The organism is Martelella sp. AMO21009, assembly GCF_053484295.1.
Map to the genome: position 1 here is coordinate 20,862 of NZ_JBAKFR010000006.1, position 22,465 is coordinate 43,326.

General features: G+C 62.5%; 21 protein-coding genes. 16 read left to right on the forward strand and 5 right to left on the reverse strand.

Translation table 11 applies throughout. From position 1 onward, the window contains the following. Positions 1–8 precede the first annotated feature (8 nt). Together preA and V6766_RS09330 are read left to right on the forward strand one after the other, a co-directional pair. Positions 9–1,316: an NAD-dependent dihydropyrimidine dehydrogenase subunit PreA gene (preA, locus tag V6766_RS09325; protein ID WP_448465746.1), complete on the forward strand. Its 1,308-nt coding sequence runs from the start codon at positions 9–11 to the stop codon at positions 1,314–1,316. A gap of 217 nt (positions 1,317–1,533) precedes the next feature. Then, positions 1,534–4,224 (forward strand): bifunctional diguanylate cyclase/phosphodiesterase, encoded by a 2,691-nt coding sequence (locus V6766_RS09330; RefSeq protein WP_448465748.1) that lies wholly within the window; start codon positions 1,534–1,536, stop codon positions 4,222–4,224. Positions 4,225–4,233: 9 nt separating this feature from the next. Here the strand turns inward: V6766_RS09330 and V6766_RS09335 are convergent, their stop codons facing one another. Then, positions 4,234–4,869 carry a TetR family transcriptional regulator C-terminal domain-containing protein gene (locus tag V6766_RS09335; RefSeq protein ID WP_230719798.1) on the reverse strand — a complete coding sequence of 212 codons (636 nt, stop codon included), beginning with the start codon at positions 4,867–4,869 and terminating at the stop codon, positions 4,234–4,236. 219 nt (positions 4,870–5,088) lie between these two features. Between V6766_RS09335 and V6766_RS09340 the strand changes: the two genes are divergently transcribed. From V6766_RS09340 to V6766_RS09395, 12 genes are all read left to right on the forward strand, one after another. Then, positions 5,089–6,336, forward strand: coding sequence for a Zn-dependent hydrolase (locus V6766_RS09340; RefSeq protein ID WP_448465751.1), 1,248 nt, complete (start codon positions 5,089–5,091; stop codon positions 6,334–6,336). Positions 6,337–6,505: 169 nt separating this feature from the next. Continuing rightward, the gene (locus V6766_RS09345) at positions 6,506–6,898 is read left to right on the forward strand and encodes an endonuclease domain-containing protein (protein WP_448465753.1); all 393 of its coding nucleotides are present in this window, start codon (positions 6,506–6,508) and stop codon (positions 6,896–6,898) included. Between the two features lie 251 nt (positions 6,899–7,149). After that, positions 7,150–8,604 carry a dihydropyrimidinase gene (hydA, locus tag V6766_RS09350; RefSeq protein ID WP_448465755.1) on the forward strand — a complete coding sequence of 485 codons (1,455 nt, stop codon included), beginning with the start codon at positions 7,150–7,152 and terminating at the stop codon, positions 8,602–8,604. 3 nt (positions 8,605–8,607) lie between these two features. Further along, entirely contained in the window at positions 8,608–9,267 is a 660-nt protein-coding gene (locus V6766_RS09355) for a LysE family translocator (RefSeq protein ID WP_448465757.1), read from the forward strand. Then, positions 9,264–9,686: an NUDIX hydrolase gene (locus V6766_RS09360; RefSeq protein ID WP_448465759.1), complete on the forward strand. Its 423-nt coding sequence runs from the start codon at positions 9,264–9,266 to the stop codon at positions 9,684–9,686. Before V6766_RS09355 ends, V6766_RS09360 begins: the two co-directional genes overlap by 4 nt. Next, entirely contained in the window at positions 9,683–10,474 is a 792-nt protein-coding gene (locus V6766_RS09365; RefSeq protein WP_448465761.1) for an ABC transporter ATP-binding protein, read from the forward strand. Before V6766_RS09360 ends, V6766_RS09365 begins: the two co-directional genes overlap by 4 nt. A 275-nt stretch (positions 10,475–10,749) precedes the next feature. Further along, positions 10,750–11,619 (forward strand): ABC transporter permease, encoded by an 870-nt coding sequence (locus V6766_RS09370; RefSeq protein WP_448465763.1) that lies wholly within the window; start codon positions 10,750–10,752, stop codon positions 11,617–11,619. Beyond that, on the forward strand, positions 11,616–12,482 hold the full coding sequence (locus V6766_RS09375) for an ABC transporter permease (protein WP_448465765.1): 867 nt from the start codon (positions 11,616–11,618) through the stop codon (positions 12,480–12,482). The genes V6766_RS09370 and V6766_RS09375 overlap by 4 nt, the downstream gene beginning before the upstream one ends. A 30-nt stretch (positions 12,483–12,512) precedes the next feature. Then, positions 12,513–13,508 carry an ABC transporter substrate-binding protein gene (locus V6766_RS09380; RefSeq protein WP_448465767.1) on the forward strand — a complete coding sequence of 332 codons (996 nt, stop codon included), beginning with the start codon at positions 12,513–12,515 and terminating at the stop codon, positions 13,506–13,508. A 337-nt stretch (positions 13,509–13,845) separates the two neighbouring features. Further along, positions 13,846–15,033 (forward strand): efflux RND transporter periplasmic adaptor subunit, encoded by a 1,188-nt coding sequence (locus V6766_RS09385; protein ID WP_448465769.1) that lies wholly within the window; start codon positions 13,846–13,848, stop codon positions 15,031–15,033. Positions 15,034–15,044: 11 nt separating this feature from the next. Beyond that, positions 15,045–18,329, forward strand: coding sequence for an efflux RND transporter permease subunit (locus tag V6766_RS09390; protein ID WP_448465771.1), 3,285 nt, complete (start codon positions 15,045–15,047; stop codon positions 18,327–18,329). A 249-nt stretch (positions 18,330–18,578) separates the two neighbouring features. Next, the gene (locus tag V6766_RS09395; RefSeq protein ID WP_448465773.1) at positions 18,579–19,265 is read left to right on the forward strand and encodes a Crp/Fnr family transcriptional regulator; all 687 of its coding nucleotides are present in this window, start codon (positions 18,579–18,581) and stop codon (positions 19,263–19,265) included. A 3-nt stretch (positions 19,266–19,268) separates the two neighbouring features. On the opposite strand, the gene ureG is transcribed toward V6766_RS09395, so the two are convergent. The 4 genes from ureG to V6766_RS09415 all read right to left on the reverse strand — a co-directional run bounded on the left by ureG (position 19,269) and on the right by V6766_RS09415 (position 21,754). After that, positions 19,269–19,880 carry an urease accessory protein UreG gene (gene ureG, locus V6766_RS09400; RefSeq protein ID WP_448465776.1) on the reverse strand — a complete coding sequence of 204 codons (612 nt, stop codon included), beginning with the start codon at positions 19,878–19,880 and terminating at the stop codon, positions 19,269–19,271. A gap of 15 nt (positions 19,881–19,895) precedes the next feature. Then, positions 19,896–20,579 (reverse strand): urease accessory protein UreF, encoded by a 684-nt coding sequence (locus V6766_RS09405; protein ID WP_448466075.1) that lies wholly within the window; start codon positions 20,577–20,579, stop codon positions 19,896–19,898. Next, positions 20,566–21,042, reverse strand: coding sequence for an urease accessory protein UreE (gene ureE / locus V6766_RS09410; protein WP_448465778.1), 477 nt, complete (start codon positions 21,040–21,042; stop codon positions 20,566–20,568). Before ureE ends, V6766_RS09405 begins: the two co-directional genes overlap by 14 nt. A 172-nt stretch (positions 21,043–21,214) precedes the next feature. Continuing rightward, a complete protein-coding gene (locus V6766_RS09415) occupies positions 21,215–21,754 on the reverse strand; it encodes a peroxiredoxin (protein ID WP_018065210.1) in 540 nt (179 codons plus the stop codon). Positions 21,755–21,936: 182 nt separating this feature from the next. Here V6766_RS09415 and V6766_RS09420 point away from each other — a divergent pair, with 182 nt between their 5' ends. Together V6766_RS09420 and V6766_RS09425 are read left to right on the forward strand one after the other, a co-directional pair. After that, a complete protein-coding gene (locus V6766_RS09420; RefSeq protein ID WP_448466077.1) occupies positions 21,937–22,209 on the forward strand; it encodes a BrnT family toxin in 273 nt (90 codons plus the stop codon). Further along, positions 22,178–22,456 carry a helix-turn-helix domain-containing protein gene (locus tag V6766_RS09425; protein ID WP_448465780.1) on the forward strand — a complete coding sequence of 93 codons (279 nt, stop codon included), beginning with the start codon at positions 22,178–22,180 and terminating at the stop codon, positions 22,454–22,456. The genes V6766_RS09420 and V6766_RS09425 overlap by 32 nt, the downstream gene beginning before the upstream one ends. Positions 22,457–22,465: the final 9 nt, after the last annotated feature.

Sequence of the window (22,465 nt, forward strand, 5' to 3'; positions counted from 1 at the left end):
AGAAGACAATGGCTGATCTCACAAACAATTTCGTCGGCATCAAATCGCCCAATCCATTCTGGCTCGCCTCCGCGCCGCCGACGGACAAGGCCTATAATGTCGAGCGCGCCTTCCGTGAAGGCTGGGGCGGCGTGGTGTGGAAGACGCTCGGCGAGGAAGGCCCGCCGGTCGTCAACGTCAACGGCCCGCGTTATGGCGCGATCTGGGGTGCCGACCGCCGCCTGCTCGGCCTCAACAATATCGAGCTCATCACCGACCGCGATCTCTATCTGAACCTGCGCGAGATCAAGGAAGTCAAGAGCCGCTGGCCGGATCGCGCCATCGTGGTCTCGATCATGGTGCCCTGCGAGGAGGAAAGCTGGAAGGCGATCCTGCCGCTGGTCGAAGAGACCGGCGCGGACGGCATCGAGCTCAATTTCGGCTGTCCCCACGGCATGTCCGAGCGCGGCATGGGCGCTGCCGTCGGGCAGGTGCCGGAATATGTCGAGATGGTGGTGCGCTGGTGCAAGCAATATACCCGCATGCCGGTGATCACCAAGCTGACGCCCAACATCACCGACATCCGCCAGTCAGCCCGCGCGGCGCACCGCGGCGGAACCGACGCGGTGTCGCTGATCAACACGATCAATTCGATCGTTTCCGTCGACCTCGACAATTTCGCGCCGAACCCGACAGTCGGCGGCAAGGGCACCCATGGCGGCTATTGCGGTCCGGCGGTCAAGCCGATCGCGCTCAACATGGTGGCCGAAATCGCCCGCGATCCGGAAACCGCCGGCCTGCCGATTTCCGGCATCGGCGGGGTCACCACCTGGCGCGATGCGGCCGAATTCATGGTGCTCGGCGCAGGCAATGTTCAGGTCTGCACCGCGGCGATGACCTATGGCTTCAAGATCGTCAAGGAGATGATCTCCGGCCTTTCGGCCTATATGGACGCCAAGGGCTTCCGCACGCTTGACGAGCTTTCCGGTCGCGCGGTGCCCAACGTCACCGACTGGCAGTATCTGAACCTCAATTCCATCACCAAGGCCCGCATCGACCAGGACCTCTGCATCAAATGCGGCCGCTGTCACATCGCCTGCGAGGACACCTCGCACCAGGCGATCACGGCCATGGTCGACGGCGAACGCCATTTCATGGTCAAGGAGGAAGACTGCGTCGGCTGCAATCTCTGCGTCAATGTCTGCCCGGTCGAGAACTGCATCGACATGGTGACGCTCGCACCCGGCGAGAAGGACCAGCGCACCGGCGAGCTTGTATCGGCCGACTACGCCAACTGGACCACGCATCCCAACAATCCGATGGCGGCATCGAAGTAAAAAATCGCGAATCACTCAGTGGGTCGCGAGCCTTTTCCTCGCGACCAACTACATATTAGATGATATTAAATGAGAACAAGAAAATACATGAATGTAAATCATTAATATTTACCAGTATTTGCATTGTATATTATTTTTTAAATTTTTAAATCTATAGTCCCAATTTATCCGCATTGCATGGGCGATGCTTATTGCCGGATAAGATGGACAGGACGGCATGGTAGAACCGGCGAAAACCCCTGGGGCCAGACGATGGGGCATTATCCCGAGTGACATACTGGCCCTTTCGGCCACGGCGCTGGTGCTTGCCTCGATGTATTTCACCAACCGCGCGCTGGATTCCGACTTCACCCGCAATCTTCGACTGCAGACCGCGGAGAAGGTCGCTCTCTCCAGCACAAGGGTAACGGCCGGCATCCGGGAAAACCTGACGCTGGCGGAAGGGCTCGGACTCGCGATTTCGCTCGAGCCGGAAATTTCGCCGCGCCGGTTCGAGGCTCTGGCCACCAAGCTGCTGGCGCAGGATTCGGCACTGGTGAGCCTGGCGCTCGCGCGCGACATGACCATCGAAATGGTCTATCCCTTCGCCGAGAACCGGGAGGCCATCGGCCTCAACTACGCCGACCGCCCCGATCAGATGGCCGCCATCGAAAAGGCGCTGCTGACCCGCGAACCCGTCATCGACGGACCGATACCGCTGGTGCAGGGCGGCAATGCGCTGGTGGCCTATTATCCGCTCTACGACGGCCCTGAAAACGAAGCCTGGGGCATCCTCACGGCTCTTATAAACGTCGACCGCCTGCTTTCGGGCAAAACGCTCGCCGCCCTCCACTCGGATCTCATAATGGCCATCCGCAAGGATGCGGACGACGGCGCCCCGGCGCAGATCCTTTCCGGCGGCGATGCCATCTTCGCCGGAGACCCGGTCACGCAGACGGTCGCGCTCGCCAACACCAACTGGACAGTCGCCGCGGTTCCGCGCGAGGGCTGGAAGGAGCCCTTGCGCCAGCGCATTTTCCGTCACCTTCTGATCGATTCGATCGGCATCCTGATCATCGCCTTCCTGCTCGGCATCGCCAAACTGATGCGCGAGCGCAACCGTAACATCACGATGCTCCGCGCCCGCGAGGCGGAACTGCAGCACCTGTCGCAACGCATGCAGTTCGCACTCGAAGCCTCGCGCATCGGGGTCTGGGACATGGATGTCGAGACCGGGGAAGCGATCTGGGACGAGCGGATGTACGCGCTTTACGGCGAGCGCCCCGATAGCGGCAGGAACGGAGTCGAAATCTGGTCCCGCCACCTGCACCCGGAGGACCGGCAGCTTGAATTCGAACGGCTGGAACAATTCCTGGCCACCGAGCAGAATTTCCGCAGCGATTTCCGCATTGTCCTCAACGATGGCTCGGTGCGTCACATTCAGGTTTCCGGCGGGTTCTATCGCGACCTCGACGGCCGCGCGCATGTGGTCGGCGTCAACTGGGACATTACCGAGGACATCCGGCTGCATGAGGACATCAAGCGCGCGAATGCCGAGACCCAGGAAAAGAACCGGGAATTGGAACGCGCCCAGGCGGTTTTGCGCCACAACGCGCTTCATGACGGACTGACCGAGCTTCCCAATCGCAGCTTCCTCGAAGCCGCGTTTGTGAAGGGCGAGGAGAAAGCGCCCGTCGAACCACCCTACGCCGTGCTGCATATCGATCTCGACCGGTTCAAGGAAATCAACGATACGCTCGGCCACAGCGCCGGCGACGCGATGCTGCGCCATGCGGCGAACATGCTGCGTTCCATCGCCGGACCGAGGGATTTTCTGGCGCGCGTCGGCGGAGACGAATTCACGCTGGTCACGCATTGGAACGGCGATGCCGAAAAGCTCTCCCGCCGCGCCCAGGAGATCATCCGCGCGCTTGGAAAACCGCTGCAATATGGCGAACATCAGGTGCGTGTTTCGGCGAGCGTCGGCATTGCCTGGATGGATGACGAGGCGAGCTCGATGCGCGAGGTGCTGGTCAATGGCGGGATCGCGCTTTACGAGGCCAAGCGCATGGGCCGCAACCAGGCCGTGGTTTTCGACGCCGCGCTGCGCAACATCGCGATCACCAACAAGAAGGTTGCCGACGAATTGCTGGTGGCGCTGGAAAACGACCAGTTCCAGGTTTTCTATCAGCCGCAGATTTCAGCCCATACGCTGGAAATCGAAGGCGCCGAGGCGCTTGTGCGCTGGCGTCACCCCGAGCGCGGCATGCTGGCGCCGGGTCACTTCATCCCCACCGCGGAGACCACCGGCTCGATTGCGCGCATCGACGCGGTGGTGCTGAACAAGGCCGCCGCCCAGCACAAGGCCTGGTGTGAAACGGGCATCACCGTGCCGCATGTTTCCGTCAACATCTCCGCCCAGCGCCTTGTCGATCCCGGACTTCTGGACAGCATTCGGGAGATCGCGCCGAAACCCGGATCGCTATGCCTCGAACTGCTTGAATCGATCTCCTTCGATGAGCAGGGCACCAGCCTGGAAACCAGCGTCGCCCAGATCAAAGCCCTCGGCGTCGATGTCGAGATCGACGATTTCGGCACCGGTTACGCCTCGATCCTGAGCCTGCTCGCGCTTGAGCCGAAACGCCTGAAGATCGACCGTCAGCTCGTCTTCCCGATCACCACCGGCCAGAGCCAGCGCCGGCTGGTCGCCTCGATTGTCGAGATCGGCCAGGCGCTCGGCATCGAGGTGATCGCCGAGGGCGTCGAGACGCTGGAACACGCAAGGATCCTGCGCGACCTCGGCGTCGACGCGTTTCAGGGCTTCTTCTTCGCCCCGCCGCTCGACAACGAGGCCTTCGAACGCTTCGCGCGGGATCGTCGATGGGTCGAACAGTTTGACGTCAGCGCCGACCCGCCGGAAGCGGATTGAGGATCGAATTCACCGCACGATCAGCCCGTTGACGAACAGGGTCTCCAGATAGCGCGCCGCATCCTCGAACCGGCCTTCGCCCGCCAGCCCCTCGCCGAGCACGGCGCGCACCTGGACATCGAAATCGGCGTAATGCTGGGTGGTCGCCCAGATCGAGAAGATCAGGTGATAGGGGTCGACCTTGCGCAGCTTCCCGGCCTTCTGCCAGGCGCGGATGACCTTGGCCTTCTCATCCACCAGATCCTTCAACTCGCCCTTCAGAAACGCCTCGGTATTGGGCGCGCCCTGGATCACTTCATTGGCAAACAGCCGGCTTTCGCGCGGAAAATCGCGGGCCATTTCCAGCTTGCGGCGGATATAGGAGCGCAGCTCCGCCTCCGGATCCTTGTCGACGTCGAAAACGCGCAGCGGATCGAGCCAGATGTCCATGACACTCGCGATCAACGCGGAAAACATCGCTTCCTTGGAGCGGAAATAATAGAGCACGTTGGGCTTGGACATGCCGGCGGCCTCGGCGATCTGGTCCACGGTCGCGCCGCGGAAACCATTTGCCGAAAACACGTCAAGGGCCGCTTCGAGAATCACTTCTTCCTTCGCAACCTGGATGCGTGTGCGCCTCTGCGTCTTCGCCGCCCGTGCCGTCATTTTCGCCCGCTTTCTTCTCGTTCCGCCCAGCATTCCATAGACTGTTTCTGCCCAAAATCAATTCACGCCAAAAACTTAGGCAATTTCTTCCAAATTTGCCGCCGAATTTCATTTTGATCTCTTGAGCCTTGCGATGGAAGCTGTAAAGTTTACCAACCGGTCAAAAACACCACAGACGCCGTAAGGGCGCAAATGGGAACAGAGCCAGGGGAGCAGAAAATGGCGGCAGGCGAGAACATGCGGATCAATGGCGACCGCCTTTGGGACGCGCTGATGGAGATGGCGAAGATCGGCCCCGGCATTGCCGGCGGCAACAACCGCCAGACGCTGACGGATGCCGATGCCGAGGGTCGCGCGCTGTTCAAGAGCTGGTGCGACGAAGCCGGGCTTTCCATGGGCGTCGACAAGATGGGCACGATGTTCATGACCCGCGCCGGCACCGACCCGGATGCGCTCCCTGTCTACGTCGGCAGCCACCTCGACACCCAGCCGACCGGCGGCAAATATGACGGCGTGCTCGGCGTGCTGTCAGCGCTCGAACTGGTGCGCACGCTCAACGACCTCGACATCAAGACAAAACACCCGATCGTGGTCACCAACTGGACCAATGAGGAGGGCGCGCGGTTTGCGCCGGCGATGATGGCGTCCGGCGTGTTCGCCGGTGAGCTGACCCTCGATTATGCCTATGGCCGCAAGGACCACGAGGGAAAAAGCTATGGTGAAGAGCTGAAGCGGATCGACTGGGTCGGCGACGAAGAGGTCGGCGCGCGCAAGATGCACGCCTATTACGAATACCATATCGAGCAGGGCCCGATCCTTGAGGCCGAGGAAAAGCAGATCGGCGTCGTCACCCACTGTCAGGGCCTGTGGTGGCTGGAATTCACGCTGACGGGCAAGGAAGCGCACACCGGCTCGACGCCGATGGCGATGCGCGTCAATGCCGGCCTTGCCATGGCGCGCATTCTGGAGATGGTGCAGAAGGTGGCGATGGACGCCCAGCCCAATGCCGTCGGCGGCGTGGGCCAGATGGTGTTCAAGCCGAACTCCCGCAACGTGCTGCCCGGCACCATAACCTTCACCGTCGATATCCGCACCGTCGACCAGGACAAGCTTGATGGCATGCGGGCCGAGATCGAGAAGCAGGCGGCCGAAATCTGCGAGGCGCTCGGCGTTGGCTGTTCGGTGGAAGCCGTCGGCCATTTCGACCCCGTCACCTTCGATCCCGAACTCGTCGGCAATGTCCGCGAGGCAGCCATCGAACTCGGCTACAGCCATATGGACATCGTCTCCGGCGCCGGCCACGACGCCTGCTGGGCCGCCAAGGTGGCGCCCGCCACCATGGTCATGTGCCCCTGTGTGGATGGGCTTTCGCACAATGAGGCCGAGGAAATTTCGAAGGAATGGGCGGTCGCCGGGGCGGATGTGCTGCTGAGGGCGGTGCTGAAGACGGCGGAGATTGTGGAATGACGGCAGGCGCCGCACCCTCACCCGGCGCATCCGCGCCACCCTCTCCCCAGGGGGAGAGGGGGAGCGTGGGGCGCTCTCTGAATACCATCGCAATCACTGTCCGAGACGCGAAGCGCCGCCCCTTCTCCCCTGAGGGGAGAAGGTGGCCGAAGGCCGGATGAGGGGGGCCATGCCAAGCACACGCACCCAGTTCGCACGCACACTTCGTCGCAATGAGACGGATGCAGAGAAAGCGCTCTGGCGCGAGATCAGAAACCGCAATCTGAATGGCTTCAAGTTTGTTCGGCAATACCCGATCGGCCGCTATATCGCTGACTTCGCCTGTCGCGAAAAAGCGCTTGTCGTTGAACTGGATGGCGCGCAACATGCCGAGAATATACGTGATGTGGAGAGGACACGATTTATCAACAGGGCAGGATTTTCGGTGATACGATTCTGGAATAAAGAAGTGCTCCGGCAAAGGGACGACGTCCTCGAAACCATCGTCGCCATTCTCGAAGACCGCCTGACGGAAGTCTGCGACCTCACCCGTTTCTCACCCGCCACGGAGCAAGTGCAATGAAATCCACGCAAAAGCCTCCGCTCCGCTCCCGCGGTTTCATCGGCGCAAAGCCCGCCTCCTCGGTCACCGCCGATACCGCACCACAGAAGCTCACCGGGCCGGCGAAAAGCCGCGGCGTGAACAGGCCGAATCCCTCGGGCGCGCCAAGGGGGCTTGAAGACAACATTCCGCCGCGGCCAAAATGGCGGATCAAATGAACCTAAAAAACGAGAAGCGGAAAACCGCCCGTTGAAAGCATGAAGGGAACAGTTATGAGCACAGTCATCAAGGGCGGCACGGTCGTGACCGCGGACCTCACCTACAAGGCCGATGTGAAGATCGAGGGCGGCACGATTGTCGAAATCGGTCCCGATCTTTCCGGCGATGAGACGCTGGACGCCACCGGCTGCTATGTCATGCCGGGCGGCATCGATCCGCATGTCCATCTCGAAATGCCGTTCATGGGCACCTATTCCAGCGACAATTTCGAAAGCGGCACCCGCGCGGGCCTTGCCGGCGGCACCACGATGGTTGTCGATTTCTGTCTGCCCGATCCCGGCCAGTCGCTGCTCGATGCCCTGCAACGCTGGGACAACAAGTCGACGCTGGCGAACTGCGACTATTCCTTCCACATGGCGATCACCTGGTGGGACAAACAGGTGTTCGAGGAGATGGAAACCATCGTCAAGGAAAAGGGCATCAACACGTTCAAGCACTTCATGGCCTACAAGGGCGCGCTGATGGTGAATGACGACGAGATGTATGCCTCGTTCCAGCGCTGCGCCGAACTGGGCGCGCTGCCGCTGGTCCATGCCGAAAACGGCGATGTGGTGGCGAGCATGCAGGCGAAGCTGCTTGCCGAGGGCAATGACGGGCCGGAAGGCCATGCCTATTCTCGGCCCCCCGAAGTGGAAGGCGAGGCCACCAACCGCGCCATCATGATCGCCGACATGGCCGGCGTGCCGCTCTATGTGGTGCATACCTCCTGTGAGCAGAGCCACGAGGCGATCCGCCGCGCCCGCCAGAAGGGTATGCGGGTCTATGGCGAGCCGCTGATCCAGCACCTGACGCTGGACGAGAGCGAATATTTCGACAAGGACTGGGACCATTCCGCCCGCCGGGTGATGTCGCCGCCATTCCGCAACAAGCAGCATCAGGACAGTCTCTGGGCCGGGCTGCAGGCGGGTTCGCTCTCCTGTGTCGCCACCGACCATTGCGCCTTCACCACCGAGCAGAAGCGCACCGGCATCGGCGATTTCACCAAGATCCCGAACGGCACCGGCGGGCTGGAGGACCGGCTGCCGATGCTGTGGACCTATGGTGTGGCAACGGGCCGGCTGACGATGAACGAATTCGTCGCCGTCACCTCCACCAACATCGCGAAAATCCTCAACATCTACCCGAAGAAGGGCGCGATCCTGGTGGGATCGGACGCCGATATCGTGGTCTGGGACCCTGCCCGCGAAAAGACGATCTCCGCCGGCAACCAGCAATCGGCGATCGATTACAACGTGTTCGAAGGCAAGCATGTGAAGGGCCTGCCGCGCTTCACGCTTTCGCGGGGCAAGGTGGTGATCGAAGAAAGCACGGTGAAGACCGAGGAAGGCCACGGCAAATTCGTCGCCCGCGAGCCCTTCACCGCCGTCAACACGGCGCTTTCCACCTGGAAGGAGCTGGTCGCGCCGCGCAAGGTGGAACGCTCCGGCATTCCGCGCTCCGGGGTCTGAGCCATGGACTGGTCCAACGTGGCGGCGTTTGCCGCGACCGAATTCCTGCTCTGTCTCTCGCCCGGCCCGGCCGTTCTGCTGGTGGTCGGGCTGTCGATGCGGCAGGGGTTCTGGCGATCGCAGGCGGCCGCCGCTGGCATTCTCACAACCAACGCGGTCTACTTCGCGCTGTCGGCGGCGGGCGTTGCCTCGCTTATACTGGCCAGCGCCACGCTGTTTTACGTGCTGAAGATCGTCGGCGCGGCCTATCTGGCATGGCTCGGTCTCGGGATGATCCTGCCGCTGTGGCGGGCGTGGCGGCGCGGCGAGAAGGGCGATATCCCGCTGGCGCTTGCGACCGAAGCCTCCCCCCGCATCGCCGCGCGGCCGCTGAAGCTGTACTGGAAGGGCATCAGCGTGCAGGCGGCGAACCCTAAAAACCTCGCCTTCTTCGTCGCCATCCTGCCGCAATTCATCGACCCGCACGGGCCGGTGGCCTTCCAGATGATCGTGCTGGGCAGCGTCTCTGTGCTGCTGGAGCTTCCCGTGCTGCTGATCTATGCGCTTGCCTTTTCGGCGATGGCAAAGGTCATCACCGAGCGCGTCGTGCTCTGGATCGAGGCCATAGCCGGCGGCGTGCTGATCGCGCTGGCGGGCGTTCTTGCATGGGAGCGGCGCGCATGAGCCCCGATATCCGCATCGCCGTCGCCCTGATCATCAATGACAGGGGCGAGATGCTGACCGTGCGCAAGCGCGGCACCACCGCCTTCATGCAGCCGGGCGGCAAGATCGATGCCGGCGAAACGCCCATTGCAGCGCTTCTGCGGGAATTGCGCGAGGAACTGGCGCTCGAAGCCAGAGCCGATGATTTCCGCTATGAGGGCTGCTACCGCGAACAGGCTGCCAACGAGGCGGACATGATCGTTGAAGCAGAGGCGTTTTCCTGGCTTGGCGAACCCGATGTCGCGCCGCAGGCCGAGATCGAGGAGCTGAAATGGCTGCCGGTTGAAGGCCCGATCACGGTGGAGCGGGCAGCGCTGACGCGCAAACACCTGTTTCCCATCGCCGCCGCAAGATTTGCCGAAGCCCGGAGCACAGCATGACCGAACAAAATCCGCTTTCCGTCGTATCGGCAAAGGACCTCTGTCTCACCTTCAACACCAATGATGGCCCGGTGCATGCGTTAAAGGATGTCAATCTGGAGGTGAAGAAGGGCGATTTCGTTTCCTTCATCGGCCCGTCCGGCTGCGGCAAGACCACGTTTCTGCGCGTGATCGCCGATCTGGAGAAGAAGACCGCCGGCGAGATCACCGTCAACGGCACCACGCCGGAAAACGCCCGGCTCGACCGCGCCTATGGCTATGTGTTTCAAGCTGCCGCCCTTTATCCTTGGCGTACGATCGAGAAGAACATTGCCCTGCCGCTGGAGATCATGGGCTATACCAAGGCCGACCAGAACCGGCGCATCGAACGCGTGCTGGAGCTGGTGGATCTTTCCAATTTTGGGAAAAAATTCCCATGGCAGCTTTCCGGCGGCATGCAACAGCGCGCCTCGATCGCCCGCGCGCTTGCCTTCGACGCCGATCTGCTGTTGATGGACGAGCCCTTCGGCGCGCTGGACGAGATCGTCCGCGATCATCTGAACGAACAGCTCCTGAAGCTCTGGGCCCGCACCGACAAGACCATCTGCTTCGTCACCCACTCGATCCCCGAGGCTGTCTATCTGTCCACCAAGATCGTGGTCATGAGTCCCCGGCCCGGCCGGGTGACGGATGTGATCGAAAGCCCGCTGCCGAAGGAACGCCCGCTCGATATTCGCGAAAGCCCGGAATTCTTGAAGATCGCCCACCGCGTGCGCGAAGGCTTGAGGGCGGGGCATAGTTATGAGTGAGGCGGTCACAAATGTTGCTGGATGCTACCTCGGAGAGGCACGCCTGGATCCTCGGGTGAAGCCCGAGGATGACGCCCGTGGAGGTGGGAAGGCCACAAAACCCGCTGGCGGAATTTCCGGTGAAGAGAGAGAGCGGCTCATCAAGCGTCCCCGGTTGTGCCCCCTTCCCCGTCCTTTCTCTCAGGGGTCATCCTCGGGCTTGACCCGAGGATCCAGGCAGGCTGCTCTCAAAATCGAGGCTTCATTCGGCCGCGCCCATGTCAAAGGACACCGCCATGCTGCGTGAACGCGTCCTTCCCGTTGCCACCGTCGTGTTCGCCATTCTGGCGATCTGGTGCGTGTTCGTCGTCGTCATGAACAAGCAGTTCGTCACCGATCAGGCGCGGCGCGCGGGGCAGGAGATTTCCTTTGCGGAGGTGGTGAAACAGACTTACACGCTGGAGCGGCCGGTGCTGCCGTCGCCGCATCAGGTGGCGGCCGAGCTGTGGGATACCACGGCGAACAAGAAGATCACCTCCAAGCGCAGCCTCGTCTATCATGCCTGGATCACGCTGTCCTCCACGCTGCTGGGCTTTGCCATCGGCTCGGGTTTCGGCATCATCCTGGCGATCGCCATCGTCCATAACCGCACGATGGAGCGCTCGATGATGCCGTGGATCATCGCCAGCCAGACCATCCCGATCATCGCGATCGCGCCGATGCTGATCGTGGTGCTGAACGCGATTGGCATTACCGGGCTTTTGCCCAAGGCGCTGATTTCCACCTATCTGTCGTTCTTCCCGGTCGCCGTCGGTATGGTTTCGGGGCTGCGGTCCCCTGATCAGCTGCAGCTCGACCTGATGCGCACCTATAACGCCAATGACCGGCAGGTGTTGTGGAAGCTGCGCCTGCCGTCAGCCATGCCTTATCTGTTCACCTCGCTGAAGATCGCGATCGCGATCTCGCTGGTCGGCGCGATCATCGCCGAACTTCCGACGGGCGCGGTGGCGGGGCTTGGCGCGCGGCTTCTCTCCGGCTCCTATTACGGCCAGACGGTGCAGATCTGGTCCGCGCTGTTCATGGCGGCGATCCTCGCTTCCATCCTGGTGGCGGTCGTCGGCGTGGCGCAGGCTGCGGTGCTGAAGCGCATGGGGGTCAAGCCATGAGCGGTTTCGTCTGGTTTGCGTTTCTCTTCTGGATCTGCGGCTGGGCCTTCAATGAGTGGCTGGTGCGCCAGAAGTTTTCCAACCGCGTGCTGAACCGGCTGGCATGGTTTGCCGTGCCGGTCATCTTCGGTCTTGCTATCCTGATCATATGGGAAGGCGTCGTCATCGCCTTCGACATTCCGCCGATCCTGCTGCCGGCGCCGAGCGATGTCTGGGTGCGTCTCACCAATTCGCTGCCGATCCTGTGGGCCGATTTCCGTCAGACCTTCCTGAAGGCGGTGCTGATCGGCTATGCGCTCGGCTGCGGCTCCGGTTTCATCGTGGCGATCCTGATCGACCGCTCGCCTTTCCTGAAACGGGGCCTGCTGCCCTTCGGCAATTTCGTCTCGGCGCTGCCGATTGTCGGCATCGCACCGATCATGGTGATGTGGTTCGGCTTCGACTGGCCCTCCAAGGCCGCCGTGGTGGTGGTCGCGACCTTCTTTCCGATGCTGGTCAACACCATTCAGGGCCTTTCCTCGGCCAGTGACATGGAGCGCGACCTGATGCGCACCTATGCCGCCACGTGGTCGCAAACGCTGATCAAGCTGCGCCTGCCGGCCGCATGGCCGTTCATATTCAACGCCTTGAAGATCAATTCCACGCTGGCGCTGATCGGTGCCATTGTGGCAGAATTTTTCGGCACACCCACCGTCGGCATGGGTTTCCGGATTTCCACGGAAGTGGGCCGGGCCAATATCGACATGGTCTGGGCCGAAATTGCGGTGGCGGCGGTTGCCGGCTCCGCGTTCTACGGGGTGGTGGCGCTCATTCAGCGCGCCGTCACCTTCTGGCATCCCTCCGTCCGTTCGGGGCGGTCGTGATGCAACAAGCCGAAATAGGGGAACGTAACCATGAAATCGACTTTTATCGCGGCGCTTGCCGCCGGCGGCATGATGCTCGGGGCAGGCCAGGCCTTTTCCGCCGATGAAATCACGCTGCAGCTCAAATGGGTCACGCAGGCCCAGTTCGCCGGCTACTATGTCGCGCTGGAAAAGGGCTTCTACGAGGAAGAAGGCCTCGACGTCACCATCAAGCCCGGCGGGCCTGATATCGCGCCGGCACAGGTGCTCGCCGGCGGCGGCGCCGATGTGATCGTCGACTGGATGCCATCCGCGCTGGCCACCCGCGAAAAGGGCGTGCCGCTCGTCAACATCGCCCAGCCCTACAAGTCCTCCGGCATGATGCTGACGTGTCTCAAGGAAAACAACGTGATGAGCCCGGAGGATTTCCCCGGCAAGACGCTCGGCGTCTGGTTCTACGGCAATGAATATCCGTTCCTGTCGTGGATGGCCCATCTCGGCATCCCGACCGATGGCGGCGAGGATGGCGTGACGGTGCTGAAGCAGGGCTTCAACGTCGACCCGCTGCTGCAGAAGCAGGCGGCCTGCATTTCCACCATGACCTACAATGAATACTGGCAGGTCGTGGACGCCGGCATTTCCGAGGACCAGCTCAACACCTTCAAATACGAGGACGAGGGCGTGGCGACGCTGGAAGACGGCCTCTACGTGCTGGAAGACGATCTTGCCGATCCGAAGTTCAAGGAGGACATGGTCAAGTTCGTCCGCGCCTCGATGAAGGGCTGGAAATGGGCCGAGGAAAACCCGGACGAAGCCGCCGAGATCGTGCTCGACTATGACGACACCGGCGCCCAGACCGAAAAGCACCAGAAGCGGATGATGCGCGAGGTCGCCAAGCTGACCGCAGGCTCCAATGGCGCGCTCGACCCGGCCGACTACCAGCGCACCGTCGAAGTCCTGCTCGGCGGCGGCTCAGATCCGGTCATCACCAAGGAGCCGGAAGGCGCCTATACGCTGGAAATCACCGACGCGGCGCTTTCCAACTAAGACCTGATTTTAACCGAAATCGATACGCGCGGCATCGTTCCGGTGTCGCGCGTATTGCATTTTTGCACCAGATCGGCTTTAAATCGAACCACTCGGTTCAATTAATGCGGCCTAATGCGCGTGGCCATCTTGAAAAATGCCGGGTTTATGACGAACTGCCGCACGAGGCGACGACGCATGCCCCGAGGGCCGCTCTCGCGATCGCCAGATTGAGTTTTTGCCATGGCGGCAATCCGACCGCCCGGCGCGACACGTAAACGAGCTTGAGCACCCGCCATCGGACGGAACGACTGCTCATGAGGAACCGGCCTCCTCCCGGCCGACTGGGGTAATTTACATGCCGAAACCGACCCGCCTTGCCGCCGCGACCGCCGTGCTTCTTGCACTTGTCGCCGCACCCTCCCTTGCCGCGGATGCGGAAGCCTCTGCCGAGCCGGCCGTCTCCCTTCCCGCCATCGTGGTGACCGATGCCGTGGTCAAGCCGCTCACCGAAATTGTGCTGGCGACCGGCACCATCCGCCCGGTCGAGGAGGTGTTCGTGCAGCCGCTGGTGGAGGGGCTTTCGATCGAGACCATAGAGGCCGAGATCGGCGACCGGGTCGAGGCCGACGCGGTGCTCGCGACCCTGCGCACCGACATGCTGGAGCTGGAGCGGAGCAGCCTGCAGGCGAACAAGGCCAGGGCCGAGGCGAACCTGGCGCAACTGAAGGCCCAGTTAACCGCGAGTGAAGCCGCCCAGACCGATGCGCGCCGCCAGTTCGAGCGCAGCAAGAGGCTCGCCGATAACGGCTCGGTCTCGACCTCCGCGCTGGAGCAGGCCGAAACGGAAGCGTTGCGCGCCGATGCCAGCGCCGCGGCGGCCCGCGAGGCCATCGCGGTCGCCAACGCCGATATCGCGGTCACGCAGGCGCAGATCGAGGATATCGCGCTGCGCCTGGAGCGCACCAATATCAAGGCGCCGGTCGCGGGCGTGATCTCCGACAAGAATGCCCGTATCGGCGCAATCGCCAGCGGTTCCGCCAGTCCGATGTTCACCATCATCGAGAACGGCGCGATCGAACTCGTGGCGCAGGTGCCGGAGGATTCGGTGATGAAGGTCGAAGCCGGTCAAAAGGCGGAAATCGAACTCGTCGGCGCCAGCCGGCCGATCATGGGAACGGTGCGGCTGGTCTCGCCGATCGTCGACGACGCCACCCGGCTTGCCGATGTTTTCATCAGCATCGACAATCCGGAAAGCGCGCGCGCCGGCATGTATGCCAGCGCCGAGATCATCACCAAGCAGGCGGACGACCTCGCCCTGCCGCTGACGGCGGTCAATATCAGCCAGGGCAGCGCCACGGTGCGCCGCGTCAGGGACGGCATCGTGGAAGTCGTTGAGGTGGAAACCGGCATTCAGGACGGCGAAACCATCCAGATCACAAGCGGGCTTGCCGAAGGCGATCAGGTGGTGGCCAAGGCAGGCGCCTATGTGCGCGCCGGCGACCGCATCAACCCGGTTCCCGCCTCCGCCACGGCGTCCAACTGAGGATCTGAGCGATGAACTTTTCAGCCTGGGCGATCCGAAATCCCGTCGCGCCGCTTCTGGCGATGGGCCTGTTGCTGTTCCTCGGCCTTCAGGCCTTCAAGGACATGGCCGTCACGCGTTTTCCGAACATCGACGTGCCGGTCGTCGCCGTGACCGTGTCTCAGTCGGGCGCTGCCCCGGCCGAGCTCGAAATGCAGGTGACCAAGAAGATCGAGGACGCAATCGCAAGCGTCACTGGCGTTGACGAGTTGAACTCGACGGTGACGGACGGCATCTCGACCACCTCGGTTCTGTTCCGCATGGAAGTGAGCCCAGACGAGGCGCTGCGTGACGTCAAGGACGCGATCGACAATATCCGTTCCGACCTGCCGGCCACGGCCGAAGACCCGGTGGTGCGCAAGATCGACGTCGAGGGCCAGGCGATCCAGACCTTCGCCGTTTCCTCCCCCAACATGTCGCTTGAAGAACTGTCCTGGTTCGTCGACGACAAGGTGGAGCGCGCGCTGCAGGGCATCAAGGGCGTTGGCCGGGTCGACCGCTACGGCGGCGCCGACCGCGAAATCCAGGTCTCGCTCGACGCCGACAAGCTGGCAAGCTACGGCATCACCGCCTCGGAAGTGAACGCGCAGCTACGTCAGACCAATGCCGATGTCGGCTCGGGCCGCGGCCAGGTTGGCGGATCGGAACAGGCGATCCGCACGCTTGGCGACAGCCGCAGCGTTTCCGATCTCGCCAACACCACGATCGCGCTTGGCGGCGGCCGGTATGCCCGGCTTTCCGACCTTGGCACGGTCACGGACACCTATGAGGAGCCGCGCACCTTCGCCCGCCACGGCGGCGAGCCGGTCGTCTCCTTCGGCGTGTTCCGCTCCAAGGGCGCAAGCGAAGTGACGGTCGCCGATGCGGTGGCCGAGGCGCTGGATGAAGTGCGCGCGGAAAATCCGGAGGTCTCGATCTCGCTGATCGATGACGCGGTCTATTTCACCAAGGGCAATTACACCGCCGCGATGGACACGCTGTACGAAGGCGCGCTGCTCGCCATCATCGTCGTTTTCCTGTTCCTGCATAACTGGCGGGCGACGCTGATCGCCGCCGTCGCTTTGCCGCTGTCCGTGATTCCGACTTTCTGGATCATGGATATGCTCGGCTTCTCGCTCAATCTGGTGAGCCTGATCTCGCTGACGCTGGCGACCGGTATTCTCGTCGATGACGCGATCGTGGAGGTCGAGAACATCGAGCGCCACATCAATATGGGCAAGACGCCCTATCGCGCGGCGCTCGAGGCGGCCGACGAGATCGGCCTTGCGGTGATCGCCACGAGCTTCACCATCATCGCCGTGTTCGCGCCGGTCTCGTTCATGCCGGGCATTCCGGGCCAGTACTTCATCCAGTTCGGCCTGACCGTCGCCTTCGCCGTGTTCTTCTCGCTGGTCGTCGCCCGCCTGATCACGCCGGTGATGGCGGCCTATATGCTGAAGCCCTCCAAGCACAAGCACAAGGAAGACGCCGAGCACAATGACGGCCGGATCATGCGCGGCTATACCGCCGCCGTGCGCTGGACCACGAAGTGGCGCTATGCCACGCTGGTAGCCGCTATCGGCGTTCTCGCCGTCTCGCTGTTCTTCATGGCGCGCATTCCCGGCAGCTTCCTGCCGCCGGAAGATGCCTCGCGCATCGTGCTCTCCGTCGAACTGCCGCCGAATGCGCGGCTTTCCGACACCGAGGAGATGACCGACCTGATCGCGGAGCGGATCGAAGGCTATGACGGCGTCGAGGATGTCACCGTGCTGGGCGGTTCCTCGCCGCTGGGCGATCTCGAATATCGCCGGGCCACCATCACCGTCACGCTCGGTAAGCTTGCGCATTCGCTGCCCGAAGCTTTGGTCAACGACATGCTTGGCGGCTTGCCGCTGATCGGGCAGTATCTGCCGAAGATCCCGCCATCGGGTCGCGAAATCCCGCAATGGCAGATCGAGCAGGAGATCCTGGCCGGGCTTGCCGACATTCCCGACCTTCGGATCACCAAGCTCAACGACCGCGGACAGCGCGATATCGAATTCAACTTCCTCTCCGACAATGAAGAGGAGCTGCAGCAGGCGGTCGCCATACTGGAGGCCAGGCTCAGGGCCGAACCGATGCTGGACAAGGTTTCCTCCGAAGGCGCGCTGCCGCGTCCGGAACTGAAAATCCGGCCGAAGAAGGAGATCGCGGCCCGTCTCGGCATCACCCCGGCGCAGATTTCCGAAACGGTACGGGTGGCGACCGTGGGTGATGTCGACGCCAATCTGGCGAAGATCTCGCTCGACAACCGTCTGATCCCGGTTCGGGTGCGCACCGATCTGGAGCTCCGGCGCGACCTTGCCGCGATCCGGGCGCTGAAGATCAAGACCGCATCCGGTGAAATGGTGCCGCTGTCGGTCGTCGCCGACGTCGACTATTCCGAGGGCGTCAGCACGGTGCAGCGCTACGACCGCCACCGCGTTGTCTCGATCGGCGCCAATCTGCCGCCGGGCGTCGCGCTTGATCCGGCGACCGCCCGGTTCCGCGAGATCGTCGAGAACACCGACCTTCCCGCAAGCGTGACGCTGGCCGAAAGCGGCGATGCCAAGGTTCTTGCCGAAATGCAGCAGAGCTTCATCAACGCGATGATGCTCGGCCTGTTCCTGGTGCTGGCGGTGCTGATCCTGCTGTTCAAGGATGTGATCCAGCCGTTCACCATCCTGTTCTCGCTGCCACTGGCATTGGGCGGCGTGGCGATCGCGCTGATCATCACCGACAATCCGATCTCGATGCCGGTCCTGATCGGTCTTCTGATGCTGATGGGGATCGTCACCAAGAACGCGATCCTGCTGGTGGACTTCGCCAAGGAGGCGATCTGGCACGGGCTCGACCGGCGTCAGGCGCTGGTGGAGGCCGGACGCAAGCGCGCACGACCGATCATCATGACCTCGATCGCGATGTCGGCGGGCATGCTGCCGGCGGCGCTCGGCGTGGGCGAAGGCTCGTCCTTCCGCGCGCCGATGGCGGTGGCGGTGATCGGTGGCATCATTATGTCGACCGCGCTGTCGCTGCTGGTGGTGCCGGCCTTCTTCATGATCATGGACGATCTGGCACGGCTGCTACGGTGGGTCTTCGGCCGGTTCATCGGCAAGGCGGACCCCAACGATGTGGTCTACACCGCCGAAACCGCCGGACGGATGAGCGAGGCCAACCGGGCCAAACTTGCGAGGCTTGAGGAGCGGGTGGAGACCCTGGAAGGCGATCGCGACAACCTTTCCAAACGCGGCATGGCCTGAGCCGCCATAGAGACCATCACCTCAGGAGGCCGGCGGATGACGCCGGTCTTTTGCGTTTTCGGGCGTCCCGCACCGGAGACCACGCGCAGAACCGTTCATCGCTTGATTGAAATCAATCCTTTTCCCCCCATTCCGGCATATTTTAGCTGATAACGGCCGCTTTCTTCCGGACCGAATGCGGTGAGCGAGAAGCAAAGGAGCCGGTTCGTGGATACGCATCACCATAGCCGCGCCATGGGAGGCGGGACAATGAACACGACCCTCAATGTGAGCGAACGCAGGAAAGCGCAATTCATCGAGACCGGCCTGACGGCGGCGATGGATATGACGACGGTCAACCGGCTGATGGAATGCGCCAGTTTCATCAACGCCGCGCCGCCCGACCTGCTGTTTCTGGAAGGCGATCCCGCGCGGTATTTCTACAGCGTCGTGACCGGCTATATCCGGCTGTTCAGACAGAACAAGGAGGGCCGCGAGGGCGATATCCGCATCTGCGGGCCAGGCGACACCTTCGGCGACGACCTTGTCTTCAGCGGCGACACCTGCCGCTACAGCGCCCAGGCCGCCGAGAACGCAACGCTTGTCTGCTACGATCTCGCCAAGGTGCGCCAGATCGCGGCCAATGACGATGGCAGCATGGCGCGTGTTCTGGCCAGGTCGCTGTCGACGCAACTGCAAGAGGCGATCGACTGCGTGGCAGATGACCGGCTGAACACCGCGCTGCAAAGGGTGGCGCATTACCTGCTGAGCCAATGTCCGGATGATACGGCGCCGGCCACCTTCCGGCTCGCCTGCCGCAAGAGCTTGCTTGCCGGCAAGCTCGGCCTTGCGCCGGAAGCCCTGTCGCGGGCCTTCGGCGCGCTCAAGTCCCTCGGCGTCAACGTTCACGGCCGCACGATCGAGATCACCGATATCGAGGCGCTGAAGCGTCTATAACAGCTACAGCCCGCCGGCCTCCTTCAGGAAGGCGGCGACGGCTTCGACGCCATCACCGCGCTTCAGGTCGGTGAACACGGTCGGGCCGCCATTGCGCATGCGCTCGGAATCGCGCGCCATGACGTCAAGGTCGACCTCGACATAGGGCGCCAGATCCTTCTTGTTGATCACCAGCATGTCCGACCGGGTGATGCCCGGCCCGCCCTTGCGCGGGATTTCCTCGCCCTGGCAGACCGAAATCACATAGAGGGTGATGTCGGCAAGGTCCGGGGAGAAGGTGGCGGCAAGGTTGTCGCCGCCGGATTCAATGAAGATAATATCGAGATCGGGAATGCGCTTGTTGAGTTCGGCAATCGCCTGAAGGTTGATCGTCGCATCCTCGCGGATGGCGGTATGCGGGCAGCCGCCGGTCTCCACGCCGACGATCCGGTCGGAGGTGAGCGCCTGCATGCGCACCAGCGCATCGGCATCCTCGCGGGTATAGATATCGTTGGTCACGACCGCGACGGAATAGTCGCGGCTCATCGCCTTGCACAGTTTTTCGGTGAGCGCGGTCTTGCCGGAGCCGACCGGGCCGCCAATGCCGACCCTGAGGGGACCGTTTTCGGATTTCATCGTCTACCTCTTACGTTACGACCGGAACAGCCGTGAATGCTGGTTCTCATGGCGTAGCGCGGCGATATCGGCGCTGAAGGCGCAGCCGCCGAGATCATCCGGCGTCGATGCCGCCGCCCGCGCCGCCTGGTCGAGGATCGGCTGCTCCAGACCGGAAAGCACGGCAAGCCCTGCCACCTGCCCTGCCAGCGACAGCCGGATCGCGGCCGAAATATATTGCGACACCTGGGCATGGAGATAGCCCTGACAGGCCACTTCCAGGCCGATGCCGTGCGATGCGGCAATCGCGCCGAAGGCGACCGGCAGCGGCGTTTCCGGCGGCAGGGCTTCGTCACCGGGTGCGGACCACGCGCCGGCGGCAGCGACAAAGGCAGCACCCAGCGCCAGCGTTTCGGCATGGCGTTCGCGCGAACCGGCAAGCGCTGTGGCAAGGGCGGCCGTCGCGGCAAGCCGCTCCGGATCGCCCGCCGCGCGATGGGCCTCGCACAACAGCACGGCGTCGTTCCAGAGAAAACCGTGGCGAAGCGAGACAGCGAGCCATTCGGCCACGTCATCCGCATCTTCCAGCAGCCGGTCATGCACCGCGCGCTCGAGCCCGCCCGAATAGGAAAAGCCGCCGAGCGGAAACGCCGGCGAGAGCCAGGACAACAGCCGTAAAAGCGCGGCGCCCGAAACGGCGCTGCCGTCAATCGTGGTGATGGCCGTGATGGTGGTGGTCTCCGTGAGAATGTCCGCTGTGATAGGCGCCGCGCACCGGCTGAAACGGTTCAACGACCTCGTGCACATGCGCGCCGAGGCCCTCCAGCATCTGGCGGATCACGTGATCGCGCAGGATCAGGATCCGTCCTTCCTCGATCTGGGCGGGCAGGTGACGATTGCCGAGATGCCAGGCAAGCTGGATCAGGTGCAGTTTGTCATGGGCATGGATTTCATAGAGTTCCTCCGGCGCGGCGACGATCTCGATCGTGCTTCCGTCCTCCAGCACCAGCCGGTCGCCGGTGGCAAACAGCACTGCTTCCTTCAGGTCGAGCATCACGCTCTCGCCACTGGAAAGCTTCAGCGCCTTGCGGCGAAGATGCCGCCCGTCATGCGTCAGCTCGACACGGCCGGCGACCGCGCCGCTGGCCTCGCCCGCGGGAATGAAACTGGTAACGCGCTGCATGCTTTCCCCTTGATCGACCCGGTCTGTAACGATGCCGGGCGTTCCTACCTTCATAACAAGATTGCGACGCTTGGCAAGCGCGTGCATCGCGGCAGCCTGGACACGCGGCGCAAGAAAAAGGGCGGCCGTTGACCGACCGCCCTTGCTTTTCGTCGAAGCGGGCCAAAAGGCCTCAGGCGGCCTTGGCTTCGCGCTTCAGGTTTTCGAGAATGTTCTGCGGCGAGGACACGCTGTAGGGGTCGGTCTCGCACATGTCGGAGAAGCCCTCTTCCTCGAACCACTGCTCGACAACGCCATCATTGATGATGGCGGCATAGCGCCAGGAGCGCATGCCGAAGCCGAGATTGTCCTTGTTGACGAGCATGCCCATCTTGCGGGTGAACTCGCCGGAGCCGTCCGGAATGACCTTGACGTGCTCAAGATTCTGGCCCTTGGCCCAGGCGTTCATGACGAAGGCGTCATTGACCGACATGCAGTAGATGTCGTCGATGCCCTGCGCCTGGAACTCGGGGAACAGCTTTTCGAAATCGGGAAGCTGATAGGTCGAGCAGGTCGGGGTGAAGGCACCCGGCAGCGAGAACAGCACGACGCGCTTGCCCTTGAAATAATCGTCCGAGGTCATGTCCTGCCAACGGAACGGGTTCGGCCCCTCGATGCTTTCATCGCGGACGCGGGTGCGGAAGGTGACATTCGGAACTTTACGGCCGATCATGGCGATCTCCTTGCTCAGTCTTGGGAATTTGTTGCTTCAAGCTTGGCCCGAATTTAACGATTCCAGACCGGGAATCAAAGGCCGGCAAGCCCGATTAAAGGTAAACGCATAGCGGGTATGCGCGGGGCGCATGGGTAGCGATGCCGGTTGCAGGGATTACGGAATTTCCGTATAATCCTCGCATGGTTCAGCGCTTCGACCCTGCCAAGGACGCCATCAACAGGAAGAAGCACGGTCTGCCGCTCGCATTCGGGGACCGTATATTCGATGATTTGGAGCACCTGATCATACCGTCGATCCGCCCAATAGATGGTGAGGAACGGTTCAAGGTCATCGGCATGGTCGACGGGCGTTGTTTTACCGGCGTATTCGTTTGGCGGGACGATATGCCGCGCTTCATATCGGTTAGTAGGAGTAACAAGGGTGAAGAACGATTCTATCGTCTTGAGAGCTGACCCGACTGACGCCGAAGACTTCGATGTAAGCGCTTCGGCGGAAGATCGCGGCCAACGCGCTCGCCTGATCCGCCGGACGAGAACGGCGCTCGGCCTGTCGCAAACGGAATTCGCCGGCAGATTTCGCGTTCCCGTGGGCACACTTCGCGATTGGGAGCAGGCGCGCGTCACCGCACCCGACTTCGCCGTCGCCTATGTCCGTGTGATAGCGCAATACCCGGATCTGGTTTCGAAAATCGTCGCCTGAGCGACGCCC